The following is a 25,065-nucleotide window of genomic DNA, read 5'->3' on the forward strand; positions in this document are numbered from 1 at the left end:
CCGTTTCCGGAAGGTCTTCGCATGTCCGAAACCGCGACCGCCGGCGCGCCCACGTCGCGCCGCCTTCGCCTGCCGTCGTTCTCGGTCCAGGTCCTCATCGGCCTGGCGCTGGGCGTGGTCCTGGGGCTCGTGGCCCGTGAGCTGGGCCCGGCCGCCGACGGCAACCCCAACTGGCTGACCAGCACTCTCGACACCGTCGGCGGGCTCTTCGTCGACCTGCTGCGCGCGGCCGTCATCCCGCTGATCTTCACCGCGATCGTCGCGAGCATCGCGAACCTGCGCAACGTCACCAACGCGGCCCGGCTGGCCGGGCAGACGCTGCTGTGGTTCGCGATCACCGCCTTGATCGCGGTCGCCATCGGCATCGCGCTCGGCCTGGTCCTCCAGCCGGGCGAGCACACGTCCGTCACCCAGGACCAGGCGGCCGAGCCGGGCCGCACGGGCGACTGGTGGGCGTTCCTCACCAGCCTGGTGCCGACGAACTTCCTCGCGTTGACGGCGAACACGTCGCTCGACCCCGAGAGCGGCGCGGCCACCACCAGCCTCAGTTTCAACGTGCTGCAGTTCGTGGTCATCTCGGCGGCCATCGGCATCGCCGCCCTGAAGCTGGGCGACAAGGCCGAGCCGTTCCTCGCGTTCAACCGGGCCGCGCTGTCGATCGTGCAGAAGGTGCTCTGGTGGATCATCCGGCTGGCCCCGATCGGCACCATCGGCTTGCTGGGCTATGCCGTCGCCGACTACGGCTGGGACGCCATCGGCTCGCTCGGCCGGTTCACGCTGGCGATCTACATCGGCCTGGCGCTGGTGCTGTTCGTCGTCTACCCGATCCTGCTGCGCTCGCACGGCCTGAACCCGGTCAAGTTCTTCACCGGCGCCTGGCCGGCCATCCAGCTGGCCTTCGTGTCGCGCTCGTCGGTCGGCACGCTGCCGGTCACCGAGCAGGTCACCGAGCGCAACCTCGGCGTCTCGCGGTCCTACGCGTCGTTCGCGGTCCCGTTCGGCTCGACGACGAAGATGGACGGGTGCGCCGCGATCTACCCGGCGGTCGCCGCGATCTTCGTCGCGCAGTTCTTCGGCCTGGACCTGTCGGTGTCGGACTATCTGCTGATCGTGCTGGTCTCCGTGGTCGGCTCGGCCGCGACCGCCGGCACGACCGGCGCCACCGTCATGCTCACGCTGACGCTGTCGACGCTGGGCCTGCCGCTGGCGGGTGTGGGCCTGCTGCTGGCCGTCGACCCGATCCTCGACATGGGCCGCACGGCGGTCAACGTCGCCGGGCAGGCGCTGGTCCCGACCATCGTCGCCAAGCGCGAGGGCCTGCTGGACCTGGAGGTCTACAACTCCGACCGGCGCGGTGACGTGTTCGCCGACGGGGGCGAGGAGCGAGACAAGACGCCCGACTTGGCGTTAACCTCTGCATGACCATGATCACCCGATGATCGTCGGCGGTCGATTCCGTTTCAGGCATCGACCGCCGATGATCATTTTCGGTAACGTGAGGTCCGTGGTGCGCCTGCTGCTCGCTTCCCAGTCCCCCGCCCGGCTGGCGACCCTGCGCTCGGCCGGCATCGAACCCGTCGTCCAGGTCTCGGGCGTCGACGAGGACGCGGTGCTGGCCGCCGCGCGCGAGCGCGGGCCGCTCCCGCCGCACGACGTCCCGCTGCTCCTCGCGCGGGCCAAGGCCGAGAAGGTCGCGGGCCGGACGTTCACCGGCATGATCGTCCTCGGCTGCGACTCCGTGCTCGAGCTCGACGGCGAGATCCACGGCAAGCCCGCCGACTCCGTCGACGCCCTGCGCCGCTGGCAGCGCATGCGCGGCCGGTCCGGCGTGCTGCACACCGGCCACTGGCTCATCGACCTGCGCGAACCGGACGACGGCGGCACCGGCCGCGCCCTCGGCGACACCGCCAGCACGACGGTGCACTTCGCCGACCTCTCCGACGCCGAGATCCGCGCCTACGTCGCCACCGGCGAGCCGCTGCGGGTGGCCGGCGCGTTCACCATCGACGGCCTGGGCGGCCCGTTCGTCACCGCCATCGACGGCGACCACCACGGCGTCGTCGGGCTGTCGCTGCCGCTGCTGCGGACCCTGCTGGGCCGGCTCGGCGTCTCGATCACCGAGCTGTGGCGCACCGACCCCGACCACGAGCCGGTCCGCCGCCGCGCCCGCAGAGCGGCCCGCTGACGCGGCTCAGACCGGCGGGACGCCGTGGCGGCGCTCGGAGAAGCGGCGGTCCTTGCCCGCGGCGGCCGCCAGGCGGGCGACCAGCTGGCCCCGTAGCTCCTCGGGCTCCACGATCGCGTCGATGACGAGGTCGGACGCGAGCCGCAGGATGTCGATGTCGGCCTCGTACTCCAGCCGCAGCCCGGCGACGTACGCGGCGCGCTCGTCGTCGTCCTCGATGGCGGCGATCTTGTTGAAGTAGACGGCGTTGACGGCGGCCTCCGGGCCCATGACGGCGATCTTCGCCGTCGGCAACGCGAGGCAGGCGTCGGGGCCGAAGCCGGGGCCGCACATCGCGTAGAGGCCGGCGCCGTAGGCCTTGCGGACGATGACCGACACCGTCGGCACCGTCGCCTCCGCGACCGCGGTGATCATCTTGGCGCCGTGCCGGATGATGCCCTGCCGCTCGACCTCGGAGCCGATCATGAAGCCGGGCACGTCGGCCAGGTAGACCAGCGGCACGTTGAACGCGTCGCACAGCCAGATGAAGCGCGCCGCCTTGTCCGCGGAGTCGGTGAACAGCACGCCGCCCTTGACCGCGGGCTGGTTGGCCACGATGCCGACCGGCTGGCCCTCCAGCAGCCCGAACCCGGTGACCAGCTCGGCCGCGAACAGCGGCTTGACCTCGAAGAACGAGTCGCCGTCGATGATGGCGTCGATGACGTCGTGGATGTCGTAGCCGACCGATTCCTCGGCCGGGACGAGGTCGCGGGTGAACTCGCGGGCCGCACCGCCGGGCGCGTACGACGGCGGCGCCTGCCGCCACGACCCCGGGAGGTAGGAGAAGAACGCCTTCGCCTGCTCGATCGCCTCGGCGTCGTCGGCGGCGAGGTTGTCGCCGCAGCCGGACACCGTCGCGTGCATGCGGGCGCCGCCCATCTCCTCCAGCGTCACTGTCTCGCCGACCACCATCTCCGCCATCCGCGGCGAGCCGAGGTACATCGACGCGTTGCCCTCGACCATGATGACGACGTCGCAGAACGACGGGATGTAGGCGCCGCCCGCCGCGCTGGGCCCGAACAGGCAGCAGATCTGCGGGACCTTGCCCGACAGCGCGACCTGGTTGTGGAAGATGCGTCCGGCGCCGCGGCGGCCGGGGAACAGCTCGACCTGGTCGGTGATGCGCGCCCCAGCGGAGTCGATGAACCAGAACACCGGGAGCTCGTCGCGCAGCGCGGTCTCGGTGACGCGGACGATCTTCTCGACGGTGCGGGCGCCCCAGGAGCCGGCCTTGACGGTGGGGTCGTTGGCGACGACCAGCGCCGGCCGGCCCTCGACCAGCCCGCGGCCGGTGACGACGCCGTCCGCCGGCAGATTCGTGGCCAGGGCGTTGGCCAGCTGGCCGTCCTCGACGAAGGTGCCGGCGTCGAACAGCAGGTCGATGCGGTCGCGGACGTAGAGCTTGCCCTGGGCGGCGAGCTTGGCGGCGCCGCTGTCCGACGGGACCTCGGTGGCCTTGCGGGCCGCGTCGACCTCGGCGTAGTGGTCGCGCCCCACGGCGCCCCTTTCGTTCACGGCACGATCATGCCTGAACCGGCAGCCCCAGTCCGCGCGCGAGCACCAGGCGCTGGATCTCGCTGGTCCCCTCGCCGATCTCGAGGATCTTCGCGTCGCGGTAGAAGCGGGCCACCGGGTACTCCTCCATGAACCCGTAGCCGCCGTGCACCTGCGTGGCGACCCGGGTGGCGGTGACGGCGGACTCCGTCGCGTAGAGCTTGGCCGACGCCGCCGCCTGCTTGACCTGCTCGGCCGGCGCGCCGGTGTCGCGCAGGGCCGCCGCCCGGTACGTGAGCAGCCGGGCGGCCTGCGCCATGACGTGCAGGTCGGCGATCTGGAACGCGACCGCCTGCTTGGCGCCGATCGGCACGCCGAACGACGTCCGCTCGTGCGCGTAGCCGACCGACGCGTCGAGCATCGCCTGGATGCAGCCCACCGCCAGCGCGGCGATGGCGATGCGGCCGTCGTCGAGCGTCGCCAGGAACTGGGCGAACCCGTGGCCGCGCTCGCCGAGCAGGTGGTCGGCCGGCACCCGCGCCCCGTCGAACGTCAGCGGGTGGGTGTCGGACGCGTGCCAGCCGAGCTTGTCGTAGGCCGGCTCGACCACGAAGCCCGGCGTTCCGGCCGGGACGATGATCGCGGAGATCTCCGCGCTGCCGTCCGGCCGCTCGCCGGTCCGGGCCGTGACGGTGACGCAGCTGGTCAGCTCGCTGCCGGAGTTGGTGATGAACTGCTTGGCGCCGTCGATGACCCACTCGTCGCCGTCGAGCACCGCGCGGGTCGCCGTCGCCCCCGCGTCGGAGCCGGCGCCGGGCTCGGTGAGGCCGAACCCGGCCAGCGCCCGCCCGGCGACGAGGTCGGGCAGCCAGCGGGCCTTCTGCTCGTCGGTGCCGTAGGTCAGGATCGGCGTGATGCCGAGGCCGACGGCGGCCTCGAGCGTGATGCCCAGCGACTGGTCGACCCGCCCGATCTCCTCGATCGCCACGCACAGGCTGGTGAGGCCGCCGCCGGCGCCGCCGTACTCCTCGGGCGCCGTCAGGCCGAACAGCCCCAGCTCGCCCATCGCCCGCACCACGTCGACGGGGAACTCGTGCTTGCGGTCCCACTCCGCCGCGTGCGGCGCGATGCGCTCGCGGGCGAAGTCGCGGACGACCGCGCGGAACTCCTCGTGCTCCGCGGACAGCTCGAACATCGTCGCACCTCCCGTACTTGACGTTTACGTTAACGTAAGTTGGAGGCCGGGGCCAGGGGTCGGAGCGAGGAGACAGCGGTGGACGACGAACGCACGTGGAGCATCGCCGAGCTGGCCGACGAGTACGGCGTCACGTTGCGCACCATCCGGTTCTACGAGGAGCAGGGCCTGCTGACGCCGGCCCGCGACGGCACCCGCCGCATCTTCGCCGACGGCGACCGCGTGCGGCTGGGGCTGGTCCTGCGCGGGAAGCGGCTGGGCTTCCCGCTGGACGAGATCAAGAAGATCATCGGCATGTACGACGCCGAGCCGGGCGAGGTCGGCCAGCTGCGCTACCTGCTCGACCAGATCGAGCACCGGCGCGCGGAGCTGGAACAGCGCCGGCGCGACATCGACGCCACCCTGTCCGACCTCGCCGAACTGGAGCGCCGCTGCCGCGCCGACCTGAACCGCCTCACCGGCTGACGGTCACCCGAAGCAGATCTGGCCGCCGTCGAGCCGGAAGTTGGTCACCGCGCCGCCGTCGCCGAAGTTGAACACCCAGCGCATCCCCAGCTCGCCCGGGACCGCCACGTACGAGTCGAAGGAGTCTCCCTCGACCAGGCCGGGGTAGGCCGCCACGACCTCGGCGTGTGAGGAGCCCACCCGGATGCCTTCCGGCGTCTGCACATCCGCGGCCGACGAGATGGTCGTCACCCGCCACTCCTCGTCGACGACGGCGTCACCGCCGGACGCGAAGTCCTGGCGCACGGAGATCCAGCCGGTCGTGTCGCCATAGGCGTAGCTGCCGTAGCACGTACCCTCCTGATGCTCGGTGTCGATCTGCACACCGTCGATCGCCTGGAGCTCGGCCAGCGTCATGCCGATCCGGATCGCGCCCAGCCCGTCGGGCCCGAGCACCGGCAGGTCGGGCTCCTCGATCGGCTGCGGGTTGTCGCCGCAGTTGTGCAGGCCGTCGTGGGCGATCCGGGTGACGTAGCCGTCGGTCGTCTCGAGGTGCCACATCGACGCGATGCCGTCCAGGCCGTCGATGTACGACGTGTAGACGCCAGGAGCGATCTCGGAGTACTCCGGGTAGGTCTGCCACACGTCCGCGAGGGTGCTGCCGATGCCGACGCCCTCGGGCGTGCGGACATCGATGTCCGGCTCCAGCCAGGCGACCTCGTAGGCGGCCATGAGGTCGTCCGGAGGCCCGCCGATGGCGCCGCGCAGCGAGATGTACCCGTGCGCGCGGGCGGTGCGGAACTCGCCGTAGCAGAACTCGGGGAACGCCGAGTCGCCGCGCAGCCGGGTGATCTCGACGCCCGGGACCTGCTCCAGTTCGGCCAGCGTCATCCGCACCTCGACGCCGTCGAAGGGTGCGGCCGGGTCGAACAGCGGCAGCGTGCCGACGTCCACCCCGTCGCCGGACTGCTCGCCGCCGTGATCGGCCGTCCCGGTGGACTCGCCCGGCGATGGTTCCGTCAGGTCGGCGGCGGCGCCGCCCGTGGGACCGCTGGTCGGGAGTGCGGGCGTGGTCGGCGCCGGGTCGCCCGTGCGCTCGTCGGGCCCGGGCAGCAGGGTGGTCGGGGTGCCGGCGGGCTGCGGCTCCAGGTCCGGGCCGGCCGAGAACTGGCCGGTGACGGCCATCGAGCCGACCGCGACCGCGGCCACGAGACCGACCGAACCGGCCGCGGACGCGACGACCCGGACGGTCCGCCGCCGGCGCGCGCCCTTGACGATCCGCCCGACGGCGTCGGCGCGCGGCGTGAGCGCGAGCCGGTCGTCGCCCAAGAGGCGGCGCAGGTCGTCGTCGAAGTCGTTCATCGGTCCCTTCCCTCCACCGAGGACATGCTCGCCCTCAACTTCGTCAGTGCCTTGCTCGCCTGGCTCTTCACCGTGCCCGCGGTGATGCCCAGAGCCGCGGCGATCTCCGCCTCGGACAGGTCCTCGTAGTAGCGCAGCACCAGCACCGCGCGCTGCCGCGGCGGCAGCTGGGCCAGCGCCTGCCAGAGCGGCTCGCCGTCGAGGCGGTCGGGCGGGTCGACGCCGCGGTCGGGGAAGTCCTCGACCAGCACCTCGCGCCGGCGCCGCCGCCAGCGGCTCACGTGCGCGTTCGCCATCGACCGCCGGACGTAGGCGAGCGGGTCGGCGTCCTGCCGCATGATCTTCGACCAGCGGGCGCCGACCTTCTCCAGCGCCGTCTGCACGAGGTCGGCGGCGTCGTGCGGCGACCCCGTCAGCGCGTGCCCGTAGCGCAGCAGCCCGGGCAGACTGGCCCGGACGAACCCCTCGAAATCCATCGTCGCCTCGTCCGGCTCGGCGCGGCCCGCAACCACCGTCGCGCCCACGGCCGGTGCGGCTTCCCCGTCAGGGGACTCTATTAGCATCGCGACCCCGCTTCGCCCGTCCTGCCTCATTGCCGTGAACACGCCGGACGGGCCGCGCCGGTTGCCCGCGTTCCCCATAGACTCGCCTGCAGTTCCGGGAGGAGACACGCGTGGAGTACCGCCAGATCAGCAAGGTTCTCGTGGCCAACCGCGGCGAGATCGCCGTGCGAGTCGTCCGCGCCTGCCGCGACGCCGGCCTGGCCAGCGTCGCCGTCTACGCCGACGGCGACCGCGACGCGCCGCACGCCCGGCTCGCCGACGAGGCCTACGCGCTGGGCGGCCAGACCGCCGCCGAGACGTACCTGGTCATCGCGAAGCTGCTCGACGTCGCCGAGCGGGCCGGGGCCGACGCCGTCCACCCGGGTTACGGCTTCCTGGCCGAGAACGCCGAGTTCGCGCAGGCCGTCATCGACGCCGGGCTGGTCTGGATCGGACCCCCGCCGGCCGCCATCACCGCGCTGGGCGACAAGGTCAGCGCCCGCCACCTCGCCGCCCGGGCGGGCGCGCCGCTGGTCGCCGGTACGCCCGACCCCGTCACCAGCGCCGGCGAGGTCGTCGCGTTCGCCGAGGAGCACGGCCTGCCGGTCGCCATCAAGGCGGCCTACGGCGGTGGCGGCCGCGGCCTCAAGGTGGCCCGCACGCTGGAGGAGATCCCGCACCTCTACGAGTCCGCGGTGCGCGAGGCGGTCGCGGCGTTCGGCCGCGGCGAGTGCTTCGTCGAGCGCTACCTCGACCGGCCGCGGCACGTCGAGACCCAGTGCCTGGCCGACCGCCACGGCAACGTCGTCGTGGTGTCGACGCGCGACTGCTCGCTGCAGCGGCGGCACCAGAAGCTGGTGGAGGAGGCCCCCGCACCGTTCCTCACCGACGAGCAGAACGCCGAGCTGTACCGCGCGTCCAAGGCCATCCTGCGCGAGGCCGGCTATGTCGGCGCCGGCACCTGCGAGTTCCTCGTCGGCACCGACGGCACCGTGTCGTTCCTCGAGGTCAACACCCGGCTGCAGGTCGAGCACCCGGTCACCGAGGAGGTCACCGGGCTCGACCTCGTCCGCGAGATGTTCCGCATCGCCGAGGGCGAGGAGCTGGGGTACGACGACCCGGTCGTCCGCGGCCACTCCATCGAGTTCCGCATCAACGGCGAGGACCCCGGCCGCAACTTCCTGCCCACTCCGGGCACCGTCACGACGTTCCGGCCGCCGTCGGGGCCGGGCGTGCGGGTCGACGCCGGCGTCGAGCCGGGCAGCGTCGTCGGGCAGAACTTCGACTCGCTGCTGGCCAAGCTGGTCGTCACCGGCGCGTCACGCCGTCAGGCGGTCGAGCGGGCGCGGCGGGCGCTGGCGGAGTTCGAGGTCGGCGGGCTGGCCACCGTCATCCCGTTCCACCGTGCGGTCCTCGACGACGCCTCGTTCGTCCCGGCCGCGGACGGCGAGCCGTTCTCCGTCCACACCCGCTGGATCGAGACCGAGTGGGAGAACCCGTTCGCGCCGTACGACGGCGGTACGTCCGGCGCCGGGCCGGAGGGTGAGGACGCCCGCGAGCGGATCACCGTCGAGGTCGGCGGGAAGCGGCTGGAGGTCGTGCTGCCGCCGGGTCTGGGTGCGTCCGGCATGTCCGGCGCGTCCGGCACCGGGACGGCCGGGAACGCCGCCGGTGCGGGTACGGCCCGGCGGCCCGTGCGTCGTAGCGCCGGCCGGTCCGGTGCGGCCGCCACCAGCGGCGACGCGCTCACCTCGCCGATGCAGGGCACGATCATCAAGGTGGTCGCCGAGGACGGCCAGACCGTCGCCGAGGGCGACGTCGTCGTCGTCATGGAGGCGATGAAGATGGAGCAGCCGATCACCGCACACAAGGCCGGCACCGTCAGCGGGCTGGCCGCCGAGGTCGGCGCGACGATCGCCAACGGCGCCGTCATCTGCACGATCGAAGGCTGACCCGGATCGGGAAGCACGACGGGTGCGTCCGGCGTTGTCGTTGATTGGCAACGCTTGACACGTCAACTTTGCGAAGGGATGCACCTGTATGCCCGCTCTGTCGGACACCGCCCGTGAGCTGTTCTCCCGCCCGATCCCGGCCTGGGCCACGGTCCTCGACGCCGACGGCCGCCCGCACAACTCGATCGTCTGGGTCGACGTCGACGGCGACGGCGTCATCTTCAACACCGCCGCCGGCCGGGTGAAGGAGCGGCGGCTGCGCGAGAACGACATCGTCTCCGTGAGCGTGCTCGACCCGGACAACGCCTGGCGGTGGGCCAGCGTCACCGGCCGCGCCACGCTGAGTACCGAGGACGGCGACGAGGTGATCGACCGGCTGGCGAAGAAGTACCTCGACGCCGACAGCTACCCGTACCGCAAGGAGGGCGAGCAGCGCGTGACGGTGCGCGTCGCCGTCGACCACGTGCGCGAGGAAGTCGCCTGAGCTAGCCGGCCACCCAGGTGAGCCGGACGTCGGCGTCGAACAGCTCGCCGTAGCGTCCGGCGGCGGTCGTCGCCGCCTTCTTGGTGGCGGCGGTGACCTTGGCGAACGGCTCGACGGCGATGGCGAACGTGCCGTTCTTCAGCTCGTGGCTCCACACGCCGCGCACGATGCCGTCGACCAGCAGGACCGGCGAGATCCAGCCGGCGGCGCGGCTCACGCGGTCGATGAAGCCGTCGGGCACCGTGTGCGCACGGTGCCCGATGGGCGCGATGACGTACGGGTCGAACCCCGGCAGCAGGTGCACGCCGGTCGCGTCGTCGCCGGTCCCCTCGTCGGTCAGCTCGGCCAGCACCGCCGGCGTGGACCAGCAGGCGACGCCGTCGACGTCGACCTCGACCATGACCTCGGCGTGCTCCGTGAACACCCGGCGCGCCTTGGCGGCGTCGATGCCCCCCCCAGCGGCTGAAGTCGACGTGGGTGGCCGGCCCGTAGATGTCGAGGAACCGCTCGATGAGCCTGCTCAGGGCGGTGTGCTCGTCGGGCTGGTCGTCCCACGGCGCGTCGGGCAGCCAGGTGCGGGGGCTGGTGAAGGTGACGTTGCGGTCGCGTTCGGGTCCGGAGCAGAGCAGGCCGCCCGCCGCGGCCGGCTTGAACATCTGGCCCCAGCCGGACCTCACCGCCGCCTCGATGCCCGGCGCGTCGACCTCGCGAGCGATCTCGGCCAGCAGCTCCTCGCGGGTGAGCACCTTGCCGGGCAGCACCTCACCGATGATCTCGGTGACCCGGCGCAGGACGGCGAGGTTGACGCCGTGGTAGCGCTCCCAGGCGGCGTTGACGTTGGGCCACTGCCGCTGCGCCCACGCCGCGACCAGTAGCGGCAGCTCGTTCGACGGGAACAGGTGCAGGGTGCCGCGCATCCCCCAGGTCCTGACCAGCGTGCGGTCGGTCCACAGCGCCGTCGCGATGTCGCCTCGTTCGTAGGCGGGCGTGCGGACGGCCGCGATGAGCTCGGCGGACGAGGCCACCTGCGCGTGCAGCCCGATCAGCCGCCCCGCCGTGCCGACGAGGTCGGCGGACGGGTCGGTGACGTGCAGGCGCCGCAGCCGGCGGGCGAGCACCTGGCCCCAGGTGACCTTCTCCACGGGACCATCGAATCATCTGCCTCCGACAGCGTCGATCATGACGGCCGGACCTGCTCGTGGCACGACGCGCCCGACCGTGGATGATGGAGGTATGTCGAGCAGCTTGGACGACGTCGCCGCCGATCTCCAAACCGAACCGCTTTACGTCGACGAGACCGGCGTGGAGGAACTCGGCGACAACGGTCTCACGTTCGACGAGGGCGCTCGGTCATCGGTGCGTGAGGCGATCGAGGGCGCGGACACCCCGTTCTACGTCGCCGTACTGCCGGGGGGCGACTACAACGCCGACGCAGCGCAGATCCTGAGTCGAGACCTCGGCCCGGGCACCTACCTGGTGGTCTTCGGTAGTCAGCAGCTCAGTGCCGGCTCGACGGAGATCCAGGACGGCGTCTTCGAAGCGGCCCGGTCGGAGCTCGCCAACTCGAACGGCGACCTCGGCGCGGGCATCACGAACTTCATCGAGTCGGCCGAGCGGGTGATCGCCGAAGGCGGCTCGGGCGGCGGCGGTGGTGGAGGCGCTGCGGGCTCCAGCGACGGTGGCGGCGGCGGTGGCCTGCTCCCCCTCGCGATCCTGGCGGCCGCGGGTGGCGGCGGCTTCCTCCTGTACCGCCGCAACAAGCGCAACAAGGAGCGCGCCCAGCTCGAGCAGGTGCGCGGCGCCCTCGAGGAGGACATCACCAAGTACGGCGAGCGGCTCTCCGAGCTCGACCTCGACGTCCGCCACGACTCCAAGGTGCCGATCGAGGCCCGCAACGAGTACGGCCGCGCCCTCGACCTCTACGAGAACGCCAAGATGTTCGCCGACCGCGCCGAGAAGCCCGAGGACCTCAAGCCGGTCACCAATGCCCTCGAGGAGGGCCGCTGGCTGCTGGCCACCGTCGACGCGCGAATGAAGGGCGATCCGCTCCCCGAGCGACGGCTCCCCTGCTTCTTCGACCCGGGTCATGGTCCGTCCGTCGAGGACATCGAGTGGGCGCCACCCGGCGGTGTCCCGCGCACCGTCCCCGCCTGTGCCGGTGACGCGCTGCGGATCAAGAACGGCGCCGATCCCGACGTGCGCATGGTCCCGGTGGGCGACGGCGAGCGCCGTCCGTACTACGACGCCGGCCCCGCGTACGGCGGCTGGGCCGGCGGCTACTTCGGTGGCCTGCTGCCCGGCATGCTCATGGGCACGATGCTCGGATCGGCGATGTCGACCCCGATCTACGTGGACGGCGGTGGCGACGCCGGCGGCGGCGACGGTGGTGGCGGTGACTGGGGTGGCGGCGACTTCGGCGGCGGTGACTGGGGTGGCGGCGACTTCGGCGGCGGTGACTTCGGTGGCGGCGACTTCTGACCAGCTGACCGATGCCGACTCCTGACTTCATCCTGGCCCTGCGCGAGCATGTGGGCCACGACCTGCTGTGGCTGACCGGTGTGACGGCGGTCGTCATCGACGAGGAGGGGCGGGTGCTGTTGCATCAGCGCTCCGATACCGGGCAGTGGGCGCTGATCTCCGGCATCCTCGAGCCCGGCGAGCAGCCTGCCGTCGCCGTCGTGCGGGAGGCGTTCGAAGAGACCGGCGTCCACGTCGAGGTCGAGCGGATCAGCAGCGTCATCACCGATGCGCCGGTGACCTATCCGAACGGCGACCGCGTCCAGTACCTCGACATCGCGTTCCGCTGCCGGCCGGTGGGCGGCGAGGCGCGGGTGAACGATGACGAGTCGCTGGCGGTCGGCTGGTTCGCGCCAGACGACCTGCCGCCGCTGGCCGACCACGTGCGCGAGCGCCTCGTCCACGCGTTGAAGGACGAACCCGCGCCCTACTTCGTGCAGCCCTCACCGGGCCGGTCGGGTGGTTTCTCGTAGCGGTGGCCGGTGGGGCTGATCCAGATGGTGGTGCCGTCGGGGAGTCGTTCGACGTGCCAGTGCCCGTGGTGTTTGAGCTTGTGGTGGGTCTCGCACAGGGCGTGCAGGTCGTCGGGGTCGGTGGTCCCGCCGGCGGCGAAGGGGATGATGTGGTCCAGGTCGCAGGTGATCGCGGGGCGGTGGCAGCCGGGGGTGCGGCAGGTGCGGTCGCGGGCGATGATGAAGTCGGCCAGTGCCTTGGTGGGGCGGTAGCGGGTGCGGCCGAGGTCGAGCAGGTGCCCGCTGCCGTCGGTGCGCAGCCAGGTCCACACACCCTCGGCGGCGAGAACCTTGGCGACGTGGGCGGGGATCGGCCCGTACCCCTCCAGCTCACCCGGCTGGTCGCTCAACCCGATCGCGGTGGCGAACGGCACGGTGATGTGCACGCTGACCGGACGCCGCCGCGGCGGCGCGCTAGCGGCCTTGCCAGCGCCGCGACCGGCCGAGTGAGCGGCTGAGTCACTGGCAGGAACGGCCGCGGCGCCGGTGGTCTGGTGGGCGGAGTCGCCGGGCGAGCTTGCCGTGCCGGCGGCGTGGGCCAGTGGGGTGGTGGCGCCGTCGGCGCAGGCGGCGAGGGCGGCCCAGCCCAGCTCGGCCAGCGCGTCGGCGCGGCGCTGGTCCCTGGTGCGGGCGGGGAGTCCGGCTGCGGCGTCGGCACGTTTGGCGTCCGCCGCGGCCGCGTTGAGCGCCGTGTCCAGGGCGGCGGCATCCGCGGCGGGCAGCCGCGCCTCCACATGCGCCATCCCATCCGACGCCGGCGTGATGGCGACGTAGCGGCGCTCACGAGCCAGCTCGTACCGGTCCGCCGCCTCCACCGGCGCCAGCTCGTGCAGCAACTGCTTGATCAGCTTCCGCAGCGCGACCGAATCCAGGCCGGGCGCTTTCGGCAGCACCGCCGCCTCCACCCGCGCTCGCACGTGGGGGTCCTGGCCGCCGAGCTCGTCGGTGACCACCCGAGCCCGGCGCAGATCGATCGCGCCGGTCGCGAGCAGGGCGTGCGTGTCGGGAAAATCGAGCACGAGCTGCAGGGCGTGGCCGACCTGGTTCTCCGCCTGCTTGGTCGTCACCTGGCACCGTCCGGCGAGGGTCATTGCGGTGTTGGTGACCGGGTTCACCGATCGGTACCCGGTCTCATCGGGACGCATCTCCGCCCGCGACGCCAGCGCGGCGTGTATGGCGGCCTTGCGGGCGGCACCCCACGCCTCCAGACGTTCCATCGCCGCGGCGGCCTCCACCAGCTCGTCCGCCGTAGCGGCCGCCGGGTCGAACGCCGCCAGCCGGGCGGCCAGTTCCGGCCCGGGCGGCACCTGATCGATGTCGAAGACCGCGACAGCGGCCTCACCGCCGGTGCACAACTGTTCCAACAGCGCCGGATCGATGTCGGCGACGCACGGGTCATCGCACGGCGACGCCACCATCCACTCCACCGGCGGTGCAACCTCCGGCGGCGGAGCAGTCAGCAGCGCTTCTTCGAACATGCCAATGATCTTAGACCGACCCACCGACAAAGTCGGTTCGACGTCAGTCGCGGCGGTGCAGCTGCCGCGCCGCCTCGGCCACCGAGCCGGACAGCGACGGGTAGACGGTGAAGGCGCGGGCCATCTGGTCGACGGTGAGCGAGGCCTCGACGGCCAGGGAGATCGGGTGGATGAGCTCGCTGGCCCGCGGCGCCACCACCACACCGCCGACGATGATGCCGGTGCCCGGCCGGCAGAACAACTTCACGAAGCCGTCGCGGATGCCCAGCATCTTCGCCCGCGCGTTGGTGGCCAGCGGCAGCTTGACGGCGACGGCGTCGATGTCGCCGGCGTCGACGGCGGCCTGGCTCCAGCCGACGGTCGCGATCTCGGGGTCGGTGAACACGTTGGCGGCGACGGTCTTGAGGTTCAGCGGCGACACGGCGTCGCCCAGTGCGTGCCACATCGCCGTCCGGCCCTGCATGGCCGCCACCGAGGCGAGCATGTTGACGCCGGTGACGTCGCCGGCCGCGTAGACACCGCGGGCCGAGGTGCGCGAGACGCGGTCGACCTTGACGAAGCCGCGCTCGTCGAGCGCGACACCGCACTCGGACAAGCCGAGTCCTTCGGTGTTCGGCACCGACCCCACCGCCATGAGGCAGTGCGAGCCGCGCACCGTCCGTCCGTCGGTGAGGCTGACGACGACGCCGGAGCCGTCGCGCCGCACCGACGCCGCCCGCGACTTCGACAGCACGTTCAGCCCGCGCCGCGCGAACACCTCCTCCAGGACGTACGCGGCGTCGGCGTCCTCGCCGGGCAGGACGCGGTCGCGCGACGACACGAGCGTGACGTCGGAGCCGAGCGCGTTGTAGGCGCTGGCGAACTCGGCGCCCGTGACGCCGGAGCCCACCACCACCAGATGCTCGGGCAGCTCCTCGAGGTCGTAGACCTGCTCCCACGTCAGGATGCGCTCGCCGTCGGGCTCGGCCTCGGGCAGGATGCGCGGCCGCGCACCGGTGGCCAGCAGCGCGACGTCGGCGACGAACTCGTGGGCACCGTCGTCGACGACGACGCGGTCGCCGGGCGCGAGGCGGCCGGTGCCGCGCAGGATCTGCACGCCGGCCTTCTCGACCGCCGCGGTGGTGTCGGCCGACTGTGCCTTGGCCAGCGCGAGCACCCGCTGGTTGACGCGTCGCAGGTCGACGCCGACGGAGTCGTGGCCGAGCTCGACGCCCAGCTCCGCGGACTCCGCGGCGTCGCTGACCACCTCGGCGGTCGCGATGAGAGTCTTGCTGGGCACGCAGTCGGTGAGGACGGCCGAGCCGCCGACGCCGTCGCGATCGACCAGTGTGACCTCCGCTCCGAGCTGCGCCGCCACCAGCGCCGCCTCGTAGCCACCGGGTCCGCCGCCGAGAATCGCCACACGTGTCACGCGGCCATTGTCCCGCACCGCGCGGCGTCACGTCGCCCGCCCGGTGCTCGGGCGCGGCCGGGCGGCATGGCACCCTTACACCGTGCCGACCACACCCGACGCGGAGGCTTCCAGCACCCCCACGCCGACGAACTGGCGGCTGATCGGCCGGCTCGCCGCCATCACCGTCGTGCTGACGGCGGTCGACCAGCTGTCGAAGTGGTGGGCCGAGCGGGAGCTGGCCGGCCGTGAGCCGATCCAGCTGGTCGGCGAGCTGCTGCAGCTGCGGCTGCTCTACAACTCCGGCGCCGCGTTCTCCATCGCGACCGGGCTGACCTGGCTGCTGACGCTGATCGTGATCGTGGTGATCGCGGCGGTCATCCGGGCGTCGGCGCGGCTGGGCTCGACGGCCTGGGCGATCGCGCTCGGCCTGCTGCTCGGCGGCGCGTTCGGCAACCTCATCGACCGGCTGTTCCGCGACCCCGGCTTCCCCGAGGGGCACGTCGTCGACTTCATCGACTACGGCGGCCTGTTCGTCGGCAACATCGCCGACATCGCCATCACCGCCGCGGCCGTCCTCATCGCCGTCCTCACCTGGCGCGGGGTCAGCATCGACGGCATCCGCCGCGGCTCCGCGCCCGGCACCGACGCCTGACCCACCGTCCTCCTCCGGCCGGCGCCGTCCCGATTCCCACCGTTTGAGCGTTCCAACGCGGGGAACGGGAACGGGCACGACGCATGCCCACGAGGAGGCGTAAGCATGAGGAAGCCGACGAGGTGGCTGATGGCCGGCGGCGCGTTCGCCCTGATCATGGCGGCGTGCACGCCGGGTGGTGATGACGACGGCGGCGACGGGGACGGCGGGACCGGAGGCGGCGGCGAGCTCGTCTGGGCCATCGGTGGCGCCGAGGCGCAACCCGGTGGCGTCCACCAGCAGGTCGCCGAGTTGTGGAACGAGGAGAACCCGGACAACCCGGTCCGGATCGAGCTGCTCCCCGAGGCCGCCGACCAGCAACGCGAGCAGCAGGCGCTGGAGCTGCAGTCCGAGGGCAGCACCTTCGACGTGCTCGGCATGGACGTCATCTGGACCGGCGAGTACGCCGAGAACGGCTGGCTGGAGAGCCTCGAGGACGTCCGCGGCGAGATCGAGGACGCCTCCATCCCGGGCGCCTTCGAGTCCGCCACCTGGGGTGGCGAGCTGTGGGCGGCGCCGTACAACACCAACGCGGGTCTGCTGTACTACCGCACCGACCTGGTCGACACGCCGCCGACCACGTGGGACCAGCTGTGCCAGACCGCCACGACGGCCGGCGCCGGCGCGGGGATCGGCGGCCTCATCGGCCAGGGCGCGCAGTACGAGGGCTTCGTCGTCAACTGGCTCGAGTACTACTGGAGCGCCGGCGGCGAGCTGTTCAACGAGGACCAGAGCGAGGTCCTGTTCGACACCGACATCGCGGCGCAGGCCACGCAGTTCATGGCCGACGCGATCAGCGGCGGCTGCTACGCGCCGGGCTACAACACCGCGCAGGAGGAAGAGGCGCGCAACGAGTTCCAGCAGGGCAACACCGTGTTCATGCGGAACTGGCCGTACGTCTACTCGCTGATCGAGGAGGACACCGCCAGCCCGGCGAACGGCAACTTCGCCATCGCGCCGCTGCCGACGTTCGAGGGCGACGGCACCATCTCCGCGCTCGGCGGGTTCAACAACGCCGTCAGCGCGTTCTCGGACAACATCGACGCCGCGAAGGACTTCGTCGTCTGGGCGGCGACGAACGAGGAGGCGCAGACGATGCTGGCGACCGAGGGCTCGGTGCCGCCCACCATGGCCTCGGTCTACGACCAACTCGCCGACGACCCCGTCATGAGCCTGCTCGGCCAGATCTTGCCCGACGCCAAGCCGCGGCCGCCGGCGCCGTCGTGGAACGAGATCAGCGTGGAGATGCAGCGCGCGCTGTTCCCGGCGGTCAACGGGCAGGGCGACGTCCAGGAGGCGGTCGAGCAGGTGCGGACCGTCCTCGAGGACGCCATCGGGTGAGGCGGGCGCGATGACGCAGACCCGTCCCGCCGCGGCGGGCGAGGCGCGACCGGCCGCCCGGCCCCCGCGGCAGCGCGGCTCGGGGCTGTCCGAGCGCGCCCTCGCCCGAGTGTTCGTCGCGCCGTCGCTGGCCCTGATGGCGCTGGTGGCGCTGTTCCCGGTGCTGTACGCCATCGTGCTCAGCCTGTTCGAGTACACCCGGCGCCAGCGCGAGGGCTTCGCCGGCCTCGGCAACTACACCGAGGCGCTGGGCGACGACCGGTTCTGGTCGGCGCTGTGGTTCACGCTCGTGTTCACGGTGACGTCCGTGGCCGCGGAGTTCCTCATCGGCCTCGGGTTCGCGCTGCTGATGAACCAGACCTTCCGCGGCCGCGGGCTCACGCGCGCGGCGATCCTGATCCCGTGGGTGATCCCCACGGTGATCGCGGCGCAGATGTGGTTCTTCATGTTCAACGTGACGCCGGGGTTCATCAACACCCTGTTCGGGCTGGGCGACTTCAACTGGCTCGGCCAGCCCGGGTGGGCGACGTTCGCGATCGTCTTCGCCGACGTGTGGAAGACGGCGCCGTTCGTGGCGCTGCTGCTGCTCGCCGGGCTGCAGACGATACCCGCGGAGATGACGGAGAGCGCCATGGTCGACGGCGCCGGCCGGTGGCAGCGGCTGTGGTACATCACGCTGCCGCTGCTGCGCCCGGCGATCCTCGTCGCGCTGCTGTTCCGGACCGTCGACGCGCTGCGGGTGTACGACCTCGTCGCGGTGATGACCGGTGGCGCGTTCGACACCGAGTCGCTGTCGGTGCTGGTGCAGCAGTACGTCGTCCGCACACCCGACCCGGGCTTCGGCTCGGCGCTGTCGACGCTGACGTTCATCCTGATCCTCGGCATCGGGCTGCTGTTCGTCCGGGCGCTGGGCCGCGACATCGCGATCGGCCGAGGTGAGGAGGCCCGATGAGCGACACCATGACCGACACGACGACCGAGCCCGCCACCCGCCCGGCCGGTGGCCGCCGGCAGTGGGCGAAGGCCGCGATGCTGCTGGTGATCCTGGTCTGGTGCCTGTTCCCGTTCCTGTGGCTGGTGATGACCAGCCTCAAGCTCGGCGACCGGGCGCTGAACAGCCCCGACCTGTTCCAGGGGCCGTTCGGGCTGGACAACTACCGCAACGTGTTCGAGCAGGACTTCCACCTGAACCTGCGCAACTCGCTGGCGATCGCGACCATGACCACGCTGATCTGCATCGCGGTCGGCTCGCTGGCGGCGTACGCGCTGGCGCGGCTGCCGTTGAAACGGCGCCTGCTGCTGTTGACGGGCGTCCTGGCGGTCTCTCTGTTCCCGCCGGTGGCGCTGGTGCCGCCGCTGTACGAGGTGTGGCGGTCGATCGGGCTGCTGAACAAGTGGGAGGGCCTGTACCTGCCGTACACGGCGTTCGAGCTGCCGCTGACCATCTTCATCCTGACGACGTTCTACGCGGCGATCCCGAAGGAACTGGAGGAGGCGGCGCGGGTCGACGGCGCGACCCCGTTCCAGGCGTTCTACAAGGTGGTGTTCCCGCTGGCCGCGCCCGGCGTGTTCGCCGCGGCGATCATCGTCTTCGTCGCCGCCTGGAACGAGTTCCTGCTGGCCAGCACGTTCGCACCGCGGAACCCGGAGATCGCCCAGACGGTGCCCGTGGCAATCGCCGCGTTCACCGGCCAGGTGGAGTTCCAGCGGCCGATCGGCACCATCACGGCCGCCTGCGTCGTCGTCGTGATCCCGATGGTGCTGGTGGCGCTCGCCTTCCAGCGCCGCATCGTCGCGGGGCTGACGGCGGGCAGCGTGAAAGGCTGATCGTGCGCCCGCCTCGCCTCGACGGGCATGGAGGCGAGGCGGGCGCCGGCGCGCGGTATGGTCGGCCGGTGACCGAGCTGCTGGACGATCCGCGGGCCGCCGCGCAGGCGGCGGCCGAGCACATCGCCGCCGCCACCGGGGTGGAGCGGCACGACATCGCGCTGGTGCTGGGGTCGGGCTGGGGCGGCGCGGCCGACCTCATCGGAGAGACCGTCGCCGAGCTGCCCAGCACCGAGGTGCCCGGGTTCGCCAAGCCGGCCGTCGAGGGCCATGTCGGCACGTTGCGGTCCGTCCGCGTCGCGGAGACCGGCAGGCACGCCCTCGTCCTCGGCGCCCGGACCCACCTCTACGAGGGCCGCGGCGTGCGCGCCGTCGTGCACGGCGTGCGGACGGCGGCCGCGGCGGGCGTGCGGACGCTGGTGCTGACGAACGGCTGCGGCGGGCTGCGCGAGGAGTGGGCGGCCGGCACGCCGGTGCTGATCAGCGACCACATCAACCTGACGGCGACGTCGCCCGTCGAAGGCGCGAACTTCGTCGACCTCACCGACCTGTACTCCAGCCGGCTGCGCGCCGTCGCCCGCGAGATCGACCCCGGCCTGCCCGAGGGCGTCTACGTCCAGTTCCGCGGCCCGCACTACGAGACCCCGGCCGAGGTCCGCATGGCGCAGCGCCTCGGCGGCGACCTCGTCGGCATGTCGACGGCGCTGGAGGCGATCGCCGCGCGTCAGGCGGGCATGGAGGTGCTCGGCGTCTCGCTGGTCACCAACCTCGCCGCCGGCATCAGCGCGACGCCGCTGAGCCACGCCGAGGTCATCGAGGCCGGTCGGGCCGCCGGTCCGCGCATCAGCGCACTGCTCGCGGCGGTCGTCGCCCGGCTCTGACACGACGCCGTCAGCGGACTGTCAGCGGTCGGTCAGCCGCGCCACCGACGCTGAATCCTGAGCACATCGAACTCAGGAGGACGCATGACCACACTGGCCATCGAGGCGCACGGCCTGGTCAAGACGTTCGGCGAGAACCGCGCCGTCGACGGCGTCGACCTCGCCGTCCGCGCCGGGACCGTGTACGGGGTCCTCGGGCCGAACGGGGCCGGTAAGACCACGACCGTCCGCATGCTCACCACCCTGCTGCGCCCCGACGGCGGCAGCGCGCGGGTGCTGGGCCACGACGTCGTCGACGACGCCGACCAGGTGCGCCGGCTGATCGGGCTGACGGGGCAGTACGCGTCGGTCGACGAGGACCTCACCGGCACCGAGAACCTGGTGCTGCAGTCGCGGCTGGTCGGGCTGAGCCGTTCGCAGTCCAAACGCCGGGCCGCCGAGCTGCTGGAGAACTTCGACCTGACCGAGGCCGCGAACCGCCCCGTCAAGCACTTCTCCGGCGGCATGCGACGGCGCATCGACCTGGCGGCGAGCATCGTCGTCACGCCGGACGTGCTGTTCCTGGACGAGCCCACGACAGGCCTGGACCCGCGCAGCCGCGGGCAGGTCTGGGACATCGTCCGCGACCTCGTCGCCGGCGGCACGACCGTCCTGCTCACCACCCAGTACCTCGACGAGGCCGACCAGCTGGCCGACCGCATCGCCGTCATCGACCGCGGCACCGTCATCGCCGAGGGCACCAGCGCCGACCTCAAGGCGTCCGTGGGCCGCAGCTCGCTGCACCTGCGACTGGCCGACGAGACGCAGCGCGACCTGGCCGAGCGGCTGGTCGCGCAGACGCTGGACACGACGCCGCACCGCACGCCGGAGGCCGGCGTCATCACCGCACCGGTGGCCGACCCCGACGTCGTCGCCGACCTGATGATCCGGCTGCGCGCCGAGGGCGTCGGCATCGACGAGATCGGCGTCCAGCGGCCCAGCCTCGACGAGGTCTTCCTCACCCTGACCGGCCACGCGGCCGACGACGACACCGAAAGGAGCGCCGCATGAGCACGACGACCCTCGAACGACCCGTCCGCACCGTCGCCGCCCGGGTCGAGCGGCCGGAGCCGCCGAGCGCGCTGTCGGCCAGCCTGACGCTGGGCTGGCGCAGCGTGCTGAAGATCCGCCGGATCCCGGAGCAGCTGTTCGACGTGACGTTCCAGCCGGTGATCTTCATCGTGATGTTCGTCTACCTGTTCGGCGGCGCGGTCTCCGGCAGCACGACCGAGTACCTGCAGTTCGTGCTACCGGGCATCCTCGTGCAGACCGTCGTGATGGCGTCGCTGTACACCGGCATCTCGCTGAACACCGACATCGGCAAGGGCATCTTCGACCGGTTCCGTTCGCTGCCGATCTGGCGGCCGGCGGCCCTGCTCGGCGCGCTGCTGGCCGACGGCATCCGCTACGTCGTCGCGGCCGTCGTCTGCCTCGGCGTCGGCATGGCGATGGGCTTCCGGCCCGACGGCACCGTGGCCGACGTGGTCGCCGCCTGCCTGCTGGTGCTGGTGTTCGCGTTCTCGCTGAGCTGGATCTTCGCCTTCCTCGGCCTGGTCATGCGCTCGGCCGGCGCGGTGCAGGGCGTCAGCCTGCTGGCGATGTTCCCGCTGACGTTCGCCAGCAACGTGTTCGTCGACCCCTCGACGATGCCCGGCTGGCTGCGCGCGTGGGTCGACGTCAACCCGGTGTCGCAGCTCGTCACGGCGGTCCGCAGCCTGATGGCGGGCGCACCCGACGCCGGCGCCGTCGGCTGGTCGCTGATCGGCTGCGCCGCACTGGTCGCGGTGTTCGCGCCGCTCACCGTCCGGGCCTACCGCCGCAAGGCCTGAGGCGCCTGTAGGGGCGGGCCAGCGTCCCGATCTCCCGCACGACGGCGGCGGCGGGGAGGTCGCGGACGCGGTCCCGCTCGGCGGCCAGCAGCCGTTCGTCGGGCTCGGGGAGGTCGGCGAGCGCGGGATGGCGGACGTCGCCGAGCAGCTCGACCGCGCCGATGCGGCGGCCGAGCGCGATCAGCCGGGCCGCGCGGGCGCCGTCGCCGCGGGCCTGGGCCAGCCGGCCGTAGGCGATGGCGACCATGCCCATGACGGGCCGGTCGCCGTCGGCGGCCGCGAGGTCGTAGGCCTCGGCCAGCAGGTCGTCGACGTCGTCGCGGCCGACCCGCAGCCGCGCGATGGCCGCGCCGGCCAGCGCCAGCACCCGCAGCTGCGGCGGGCCGCCGGTCTCCTCGGACCGCGCCGCGGCGACGGCGACGTCGTAGTGCGCCAGCATCGACACGACGTCGCCCAGGTGTGCCGCCGCCTCGGCCAGCCCCGACTGCGCCAGGGTGGCGACCTCCGGGTCGTTCGGGTAGCGCTCGAGGAGCGCCGTCACCTCGGCGACCCCGCGCGCGACGTCGCCGGCGCGGACCCGCACGATCGCGCGCAGCAGCTGCACCTGGCGGCCGTCGTCGCCGGCGCCGAGGACGTCGAAGCTGCGCACCGCCTCGTCCAGCAGCTCGACGGCCGCCGCGCCGTCGCCGTCGGCCGCCTCCGTCATGCCGAGGGTCATCGAGGTCATCGCCATACCCCACCGGTCGCCGATGGCGGCGAACCCCGCGCGCGCCTCCTGGGCCAGCCGGCGCGACCGCTCACGATCCCCCTCGTTGTCCGCCATGAGGCTGAAGAACAACGCCGCCATGGACCGCGTCCACGGGTCGCCGGAGGCCTCCGCGACGGCCTGGGCCCGTTCCAGCTCCGCGGGCCGGCCGTTCATCGCGGCCAGCACCAGCTCGCCGAAGGCCCGGGCCAACGGGGTCAGCGCGGCGCCGCCGCGCACCAACCGGCGCAGCCGCAGGAGGAGCTGCGCGCCCATGCGGGTCGGGCCGGCGACGAGCGAGTTGGGGACGATGACCGCGTACAGGACGGCGGCGGTGCTCGGGTCGGCCGGCTCCTCCATCCGGAGCAGCTGCTCGCCCCAGCCGGCGACCTCGAAGTGCATGCCGAGAGCGGCCCAGTACCAGCACATGGTGAGCGCGACGGCGTACGCGGACCGGCCGTCGCCGGCGTCGATGGCGGCCCGCAGCCCGGCGACCAGGTTGTCGTGCTCGGCGGCCAGCACGCCGAACCACGCCACTTGGTGGTGGCCGCGCAGGTTCGGCTCGGCCCGGACGGCGAGACCGGCCGCCCACGCGACCAGCGCCGCCGTTGCCGCCGCGCGCTCGCCGGCGGCGTCGAGCTCGGCGTCGGCGAACTCGCGGACGGTCTCGAGCAACCGGAACCGGACGGTGCCGCCTGACTCGTCGACGACCAGCAGGGACTGGTCGGCGAGCCCGGCCAGCGCGGCGTCGACGGCGGCGGCGTCGACGGAGCCGAATCCGCAGACCGCCGCCGCGGTGGCCGCGTCGGCACCGCCGGGCAGCACCGCCAGCCGGCGCAGCACCGCCCGCTCGGTCTCGTCGAGCAGCTCCCAGCTCCACCGGACGACGGCCAGCAGCGTGCGGTGCCGCTCCGGCGCCGAGCGCGGACCGCCCACCAGCAACCCGAACCGGTCGTCGAGCCGGGCGGCCAGCTGCTCCACCGACATCGAGCGCACCTTCGCCGCGGCCAGCTCGATGGCCAGCGGCAGGCCGTCGAGGCGGCGGCACACGTCCGCGACGACCGCCGGGTCGAGGTGTGCCGCCGGCCGGGCCGCGCGGGCGCGGTCGTGGAACAGCCGCACGGCCGGGTAGTCGAGCGGGCCGTCGTCGGCGCCGGTGGGCGGCAGCTCCAGGGCGGGCAGCGGGTGCAGGACCTCGCCGTCGACGGCCAGCGGGGTCCGGCTGGTGGCGAGCACGCGCACCCGTTCCGACGCCGTCACGATCTCGTGCACGACCAGCGCGACGGCGTCGACCAGGTGCTCGCAGTTGTCGACGACGATCAGCGCGTCGCTGTCGGCCACCAGATCGCGCAGCCGCTCGAGCGGCGGCCGGGCGACCGGCGACGTGGCGAGGTCCATGAGGCCGACCTCGCGGACGCCCAGCGAGCCCAACACCGCCGGCAGCACGTCGGCGTCGTCGCGCAGGCCGGCCAGCTCGACGACGTACACCGGGCGGCCGGTGCGGTCGAGCCGGCGCAGCGCGAGCTCGGTGGCGAACCGCGTCTTGCCGACGCCGCCCGGACCCAGCACCGTGACCAGCCGGGCCTCGTCCAGCAGGCGCTCGACCCGCGCCAGCTCGTCGTCGCGGCCCAGCAGCGGGGTCGCGGACCGGCGCAGCCGCGGCGCCCGCACGCTCGGGGCGGCCGGCTCCGGCAACTCGTGCGTCAGCACCGCCAGGTGGATGTCGCGCAGCTGCGGCCCGGGGTCGGCGCCGAACGCCTCGGCGAGCCGTTCCCGTCCGTCCTCGTAGGCGGCCAGCGCCTCGGCCGGCCGCCCGGTGGCCACCAGCGCGCGCATCAGCTGGCCGAGCAGCGCCTCGTCGAGCGGGTGGTCGTCGACCAGCGCGGCCAGCTCCGCCGGCAGGTCGGCGTGGGCGCCGCGGCGCAGGTCGGCCTCGATGCGCGTGCGGCGCAGGTCCAGCCGCAACGTCGCGAGCCGGGCCGCTTCGACCGTCACGAACGGCGCGTCGCCGACGTCGGCGAGCGGCTCGCCCCGCCACAGCTCCAGCGCCCGTCCCGCGTCGGCGGCCGCCGCCTCGGGGTCGCCGTCGCGCAGCGCCGCCGTCGCCGACGCCAG

The 25,065-nt window shown here is 72.9% G+C and carries 22 protein-coding genes and 1 pseudogene; 14 read left to right on the plus strand and 9 right to left on the minus strand.

What is annotated here, in order from left to right; all coding sequences use genetic code 11:
- Positions 1-21: 21 nt before the first annotated feature.
- A complete protein-coding gene (locus tag DY240_RS09625; protein ID WP_119659708.1) occupies positions 22-1,422 on the plus strand; it encodes a dicarboxylate/amino acid:cation symporter in 1,401 nt (466 codons plus the stop codon).
- 82 nt (positions 1,423-1,504) lie between these two features.
- The gene (locus DY240_RS09630) at positions 1,505-2,185 is read left to right on the plus strand and encodes a Maf family protein (RefSeq protein ID WP_233552678.1); all 681 of its coding nucleotides are present in this window, start codon (positions 1,505-1,507) and stop codon (positions 2,183-2,185) included.
- A 6-nt stretch (positions 2,186-2,191) separates the two neighbouring features.
- On the opposite strand, the gene DY240_RS09635 is transcribed toward DY240_RS09630, so the two are convergent.
- Both DY240_RS09635 and DY240_RS09640 read right to left on the minus strand, forming a co-directional pair.
- On the minus strand, positions 2,192-3,721 hold the full coding sequence (locus DY240_RS09635) for an acyl-CoA carboxylase subunit beta (RefSeq protein WP_119659710.1): 1,530 nt from the start codon (positions 3,719-3,721) through the stop codon (positions 2,192-2,194).
- Between the two features lie 25 nt (positions 3,722-3,746).
- Positions 3,747-4,913, minus strand: a complete 1,167-nt coding sequence (locus DY240_RS09640) for an acyl-CoA dehydrogenase family protein (RefSeq protein WP_119659711.1) — start codon at positions 4,911-4,913, stop codon at positions 3,747-3,749.
- Positions 4,914-4,991: 78 nt separating this feature from the next.
- On the opposite strand from DY240_RS09640, the gene DY240_RS09645 reads away from it, so the two are divergent.
- A complete protein-coding gene (locus DY240_RS09645; RefSeq protein ID WP_119659712.1) occupies positions 4,992-5,378 on the plus strand; it encodes a MerR family transcriptional regulator in 387 nt (128 codons plus the stop codon).
- 3 nt (positions 5,379-5,381) lie between these two features.
- On the opposite strand, the gene DY240_RS09650 is transcribed toward DY240_RS09645, so the two are convergent.
- On the minus strand, positions 5,382-6,719 hold the full coding sequence (locus DY240_RS09650) for a hypothetical protein (RefSeq protein ID WP_119659713.1): 1,338 nt from the start codon (positions 6,717-6,719) through the stop codon (positions 5,382-5,384).
- Entirely contained in the window at positions 6,716-7,195 is a 480-nt protein-coding gene (locus DY240_RS09655) for a SigE family RNA polymerase sigma factor (protein WP_199701181.1), read from the minus strand. The genes DY240_RS09650 and DY240_RS09655 overlap by 4 nt, the downstream gene beginning before the upstream one ends.
- A gap of 212 nt (positions 7,196-7,407) precedes the next feature.
- Here DY240_RS09655 and DY240_RS09660 point away from each other — a divergent pair, with 212 nt between their 5' ends.
- Together DY240_RS09660 and DY240_RS09665 are read left to right on the plus strand one after the other, a co-directional pair.
- Entirely contained in the window at positions 7,408-9,213 is a 1,806-nt protein-coding gene (locus DY240_RS09660; protein ID WP_119659728.1) for an ATP-binding protein, read from the plus strand.
- Between the two features lie 88 nt (positions 9,214-9,301).
- Entirely contained in the window at positions 9,302-9,697 is a 396-nt protein-coding gene (locus DY240_RS09665) for a PPOX class F420-dependent oxidoreductase (RefSeq protein ID WP_119659715.1), read from the plus strand.
- Between the two features lies 1 nt (position 9,698).
- Here DY240_RS09665 and DY240_RS31810 read toward each other — a convergent pair whose 3' ends face one another.
- Together DY240_RS31810 and DY240_RS34030 are read right to left on the minus strand one after the other, a co-directional pair.
- Entirely contained in the window at positions 9,699-10,097 is a 399-nt protein-coding gene (locus DY240_RS31810; protein ID WP_407659295.1) for a DNA glycosylase AlkZ-like family protein, read from the minus strand.
- Positions 10,084-10,839 (minus strand): annotated as a pseudogene (locus DY240_RS34030) (DNA glycosylase AlkZ-like family protein); the annotation flags it as partial. The pseudogene DY240_RS34030 and the gene DY240_RS31810, both read right to left, overlap by 14 nt.
- A gap of 91 nt (positions 10,840-10,930) precedes the next feature.
- On the opposite strand from DY240_RS34030, the gene DY240_RS32770 reads away from it, so the two are divergent.
- A complete protein-coding gene (locus DY240_RS32770) occupies positions 10,931-12,175 on the plus strand; it encodes a hypothetical protein (protein WP_199701182.1) in 1,245 nt (414 codons plus the stop codon).
- A gap of 11 nt (positions 12,176-12,186) precedes the next feature.
- Entirely contained in the window at positions 12,187-12,687 is a 501-nt protein-coding gene (locus tag DY240_RS09690; protein ID WP_119659718.1) for an NUDIX hydrolase, read from the plus strand.
- Here DY240_RS09690 and DY240_RS09695 read toward each other — a convergent pair.
- Together DY240_RS09695 and DY240_RS09700 are read right to left on the minus strand one after the other, a co-directional pair.
- The gene (locus DY240_RS09695) at positions 12,642-14,204 is read right to left on the minus strand and encodes an HNH endonuclease signature motif containing protein (RefSeq protein ID WP_119659719.1); all 1,563 of its coding nucleotides are present in this window, start codon (positions 14,202-14,204) and stop codon (positions 12,642-12,644) included. The two genes, DY240_RS09690 and DY240_RS09695, sit on opposite strands and share 46 nt — an antisense overlap.
- Positions 14,205-14,247: 43 nt before the next feature.
- Positions 14,248-15,615: an NAD(P)H-quinone dehydrogenase gene (locus DY240_RS09700; protein WP_119659720.1), complete on the minus strand. Its 1,368-nt coding sequence runs from the start codon at positions 15,613-15,615 to the stop codon at positions 14,248-14,250.
- An 82-nt stretch (positions 15,616-15,697) separates the two neighbouring features.
- On the opposite strand from DY240_RS09700, the gene lspA reads away from it, so the two are divergent.
- From lspA to DY240_RS09735, 7 genes are all read left to right on the plus strand, one after another.
- The gene (gene lspA / locus DY240_RS09705) at positions 15,698-16,249 is read left to right on the plus strand and encodes a signal peptidase II (protein WP_119659729.1); all 552 of its coding nucleotides are present in this window, start codon (positions 15,698-15,700) and stop codon (positions 16,247-16,249) included.
- 105 nt (positions 16,250-16,354) lie between these two features.
- Entirely contained in the window at positions 16,355-17,629 is a 1,275-nt protein-coding gene (locus DY240_RS09710) for an ABC transporter substrate-binding protein (protein ID WP_119659721.1), read from the plus strand.
- 10 nt (positions 17,630-17,639) lie between these two features.
- Complete coding sequence (locus DY240_RS09715) at positions 17,640-18,581, plus strand: carbohydrate ABC transporter permease (protein WP_119659722.1); 942 nt, start codon at positions 17,640-17,642, stop codon at positions 18,579-18,581.
- Positions 18,578-19,456 carry a carbohydrate ABC transporter permease gene (locus tag DY240_RS09720; protein ID WP_119659723.1) on the plus strand — a complete coding sequence of 293 codons (879 nt, stop codon included), beginning with the start codon at positions 18,578-18,580 and terminating at the stop codon, positions 19,454-19,456. The genes DY240_RS09715 and DY240_RS09720 overlap by 4 nt, the downstream gene beginning before the upstream one ends.
- A 68-nt stretch (positions 19,457-19,524) precedes the next feature.
- Positions 19,525-20,337 carry a purine-nucleoside phosphorylase gene (locus DY240_RS09725; RefSeq protein ID WP_119659724.1) on the plus strand — a complete coding sequence of 271 codons (813 nt, stop codon included), beginning with the start codon at positions 19,525-19,527 and terminating at the stop codon, positions 20,335-20,337.
- Positions 20,338-20,421: 84 nt separating this feature from the next.
- Positions 20,422-21,387 carry an ATP-binding cassette domain-containing protein gene (locus tag DY240_RS09730; RefSeq protein ID WP_119659725.1) on the plus strand — a complete coding sequence of 322 codons (966 nt, stop codon included), beginning with the start codon at positions 20,422-20,424 and terminating at the stop codon, positions 21,385-21,387.
- Positions 21,384-22,205, plus strand: coding sequence for an ABC transporter permease (locus DY240_RS09735; RefSeq protein WP_119659726.1), 822 nt, complete (start codon positions 21,384-21,386; stop codon positions 22,203-22,205). Before DY240_RS09730 ends, DY240_RS09735 begins: the two co-directional genes overlap by 4 nt.
- Here the strand turns inward: DY240_RS09735 and DY240_RS09740 are convergent.
- On the minus strand, positions 22,174-25,065 hold a 2,892-nt coding region (locus DY240_RS09740), incomplete at its 5' end, for an ATP-binding protein (protein ID WP_147375261.1). The genes DY240_RS09735 and DY240_RS09740 overlap by 32 nt on opposite strands.

Source organism: Jiangella rhizosphaerae, from assembly GCF_003579925.1.
GTDB lineage: Bacteria > Actinomycetota > Actinomycetes > Jiangellales > Jiangellaceae > Jiangella > Jiangella rhizosphaerae.

Bases quoted from the DNA above. Each gene is read 5' to 3' on its own strand.
- DY240_RS09730 (WP_119659725.1), top strand. From the start codon at position 20,422: ATGACCACACTGGCCATCGAGGCGCACGGCCTGGTCAAGACGTTCGGC.
- DY240_RS09655 (WP_199701181.1), bottom strand. From the start codon at position 7,195: ATGGATTTCGAGGGGTTCGTCCGGGCCAGTCTGCCCGGGCTGCTGCGC.
- DY240_RS09640 (WP_119659711.1), bottom strand. From the start codon at position 4,913: ATGTTCGAGCTGTCCGCGGAGCACGAGGAGTTCCGCGCGGTCGTCCGC.
- DY240_RS31810 (WP_407659295.1), bottom strand. From the start codon at position 10,097: ATGGTCGAGGTCGACGTCGACGGCGTCGCCTGCTGGTCCACGCCGGCG.
- DY240_RS09735 (WP_119659726.1), top strand. From the start codon at position 21,384: ATGAGCACGACGACCCTCGAACGACCCGTCCGCACCGTCGCCGCCCGG.
- DY240_RS09695 (WP_119659719.1), bottom strand. From the start codon at position 14,204: ATGTTCGAAGAAGCGCTGCTGACTGCTCCGCCGCCGGAGGTTGCACCG.
- DY240_RS09690 (WP_119659718.1), top strand. From the start codon at position 12,187: ATGCCGACTCCTGACTTCATCCTGGCCCTGCGCGAGCATGTGGGCCAC.
- DY240_RS32770 (WP_199701182.1), top strand. From the start codon at position 10,931: ATGTCGAGCAGCTTGGACGACGTCGCCGCCGATCTCCAAACCGAACCG.
- DY240_RS09720 (WP_119659723.1), top strand. From the start codon at position 18,578: ATGAGCGACACCATGACCGACACGACGACCGAGCCCGCCACCCGCCCG.
- DY240_RS09625 (WP_119659708.1), top strand. From the start codon at position 22: ATGTCCGAAACCGCGACCGCCGGCGCGCCCACGTCGCGCCGCCTTCGC.
- DY240_RS09715 (WP_119659722.1), top strand. From the start codon at position 17,640: ATGACGCAGACCCGTCCCGCCGCGGCGGGCGAGGCGCGACCGGCCGCC.
- DY240_RS09665 (WP_119659715.1), top strand. From the start codon at position 9,302: ATGCCCGCTCTGTCGGACACCGCCCGTGAGCTGTTCTCCCGCCCGATC.
- DY240_RS09650 (WP_119659713.1), bottom strand. From the start codon at position 6,719: ATGAACGACTTCGACGACGACCTGCGCCGCCTCTTGGGCGACGACCGG.
- DY240_RS09710 (WP_119659721.1), top strand. From the start codon at position 16,355: ATGAGGAAGCCGACGAGGTGGCTGATGGCCGGCGGCGCGTTCGCCCTG.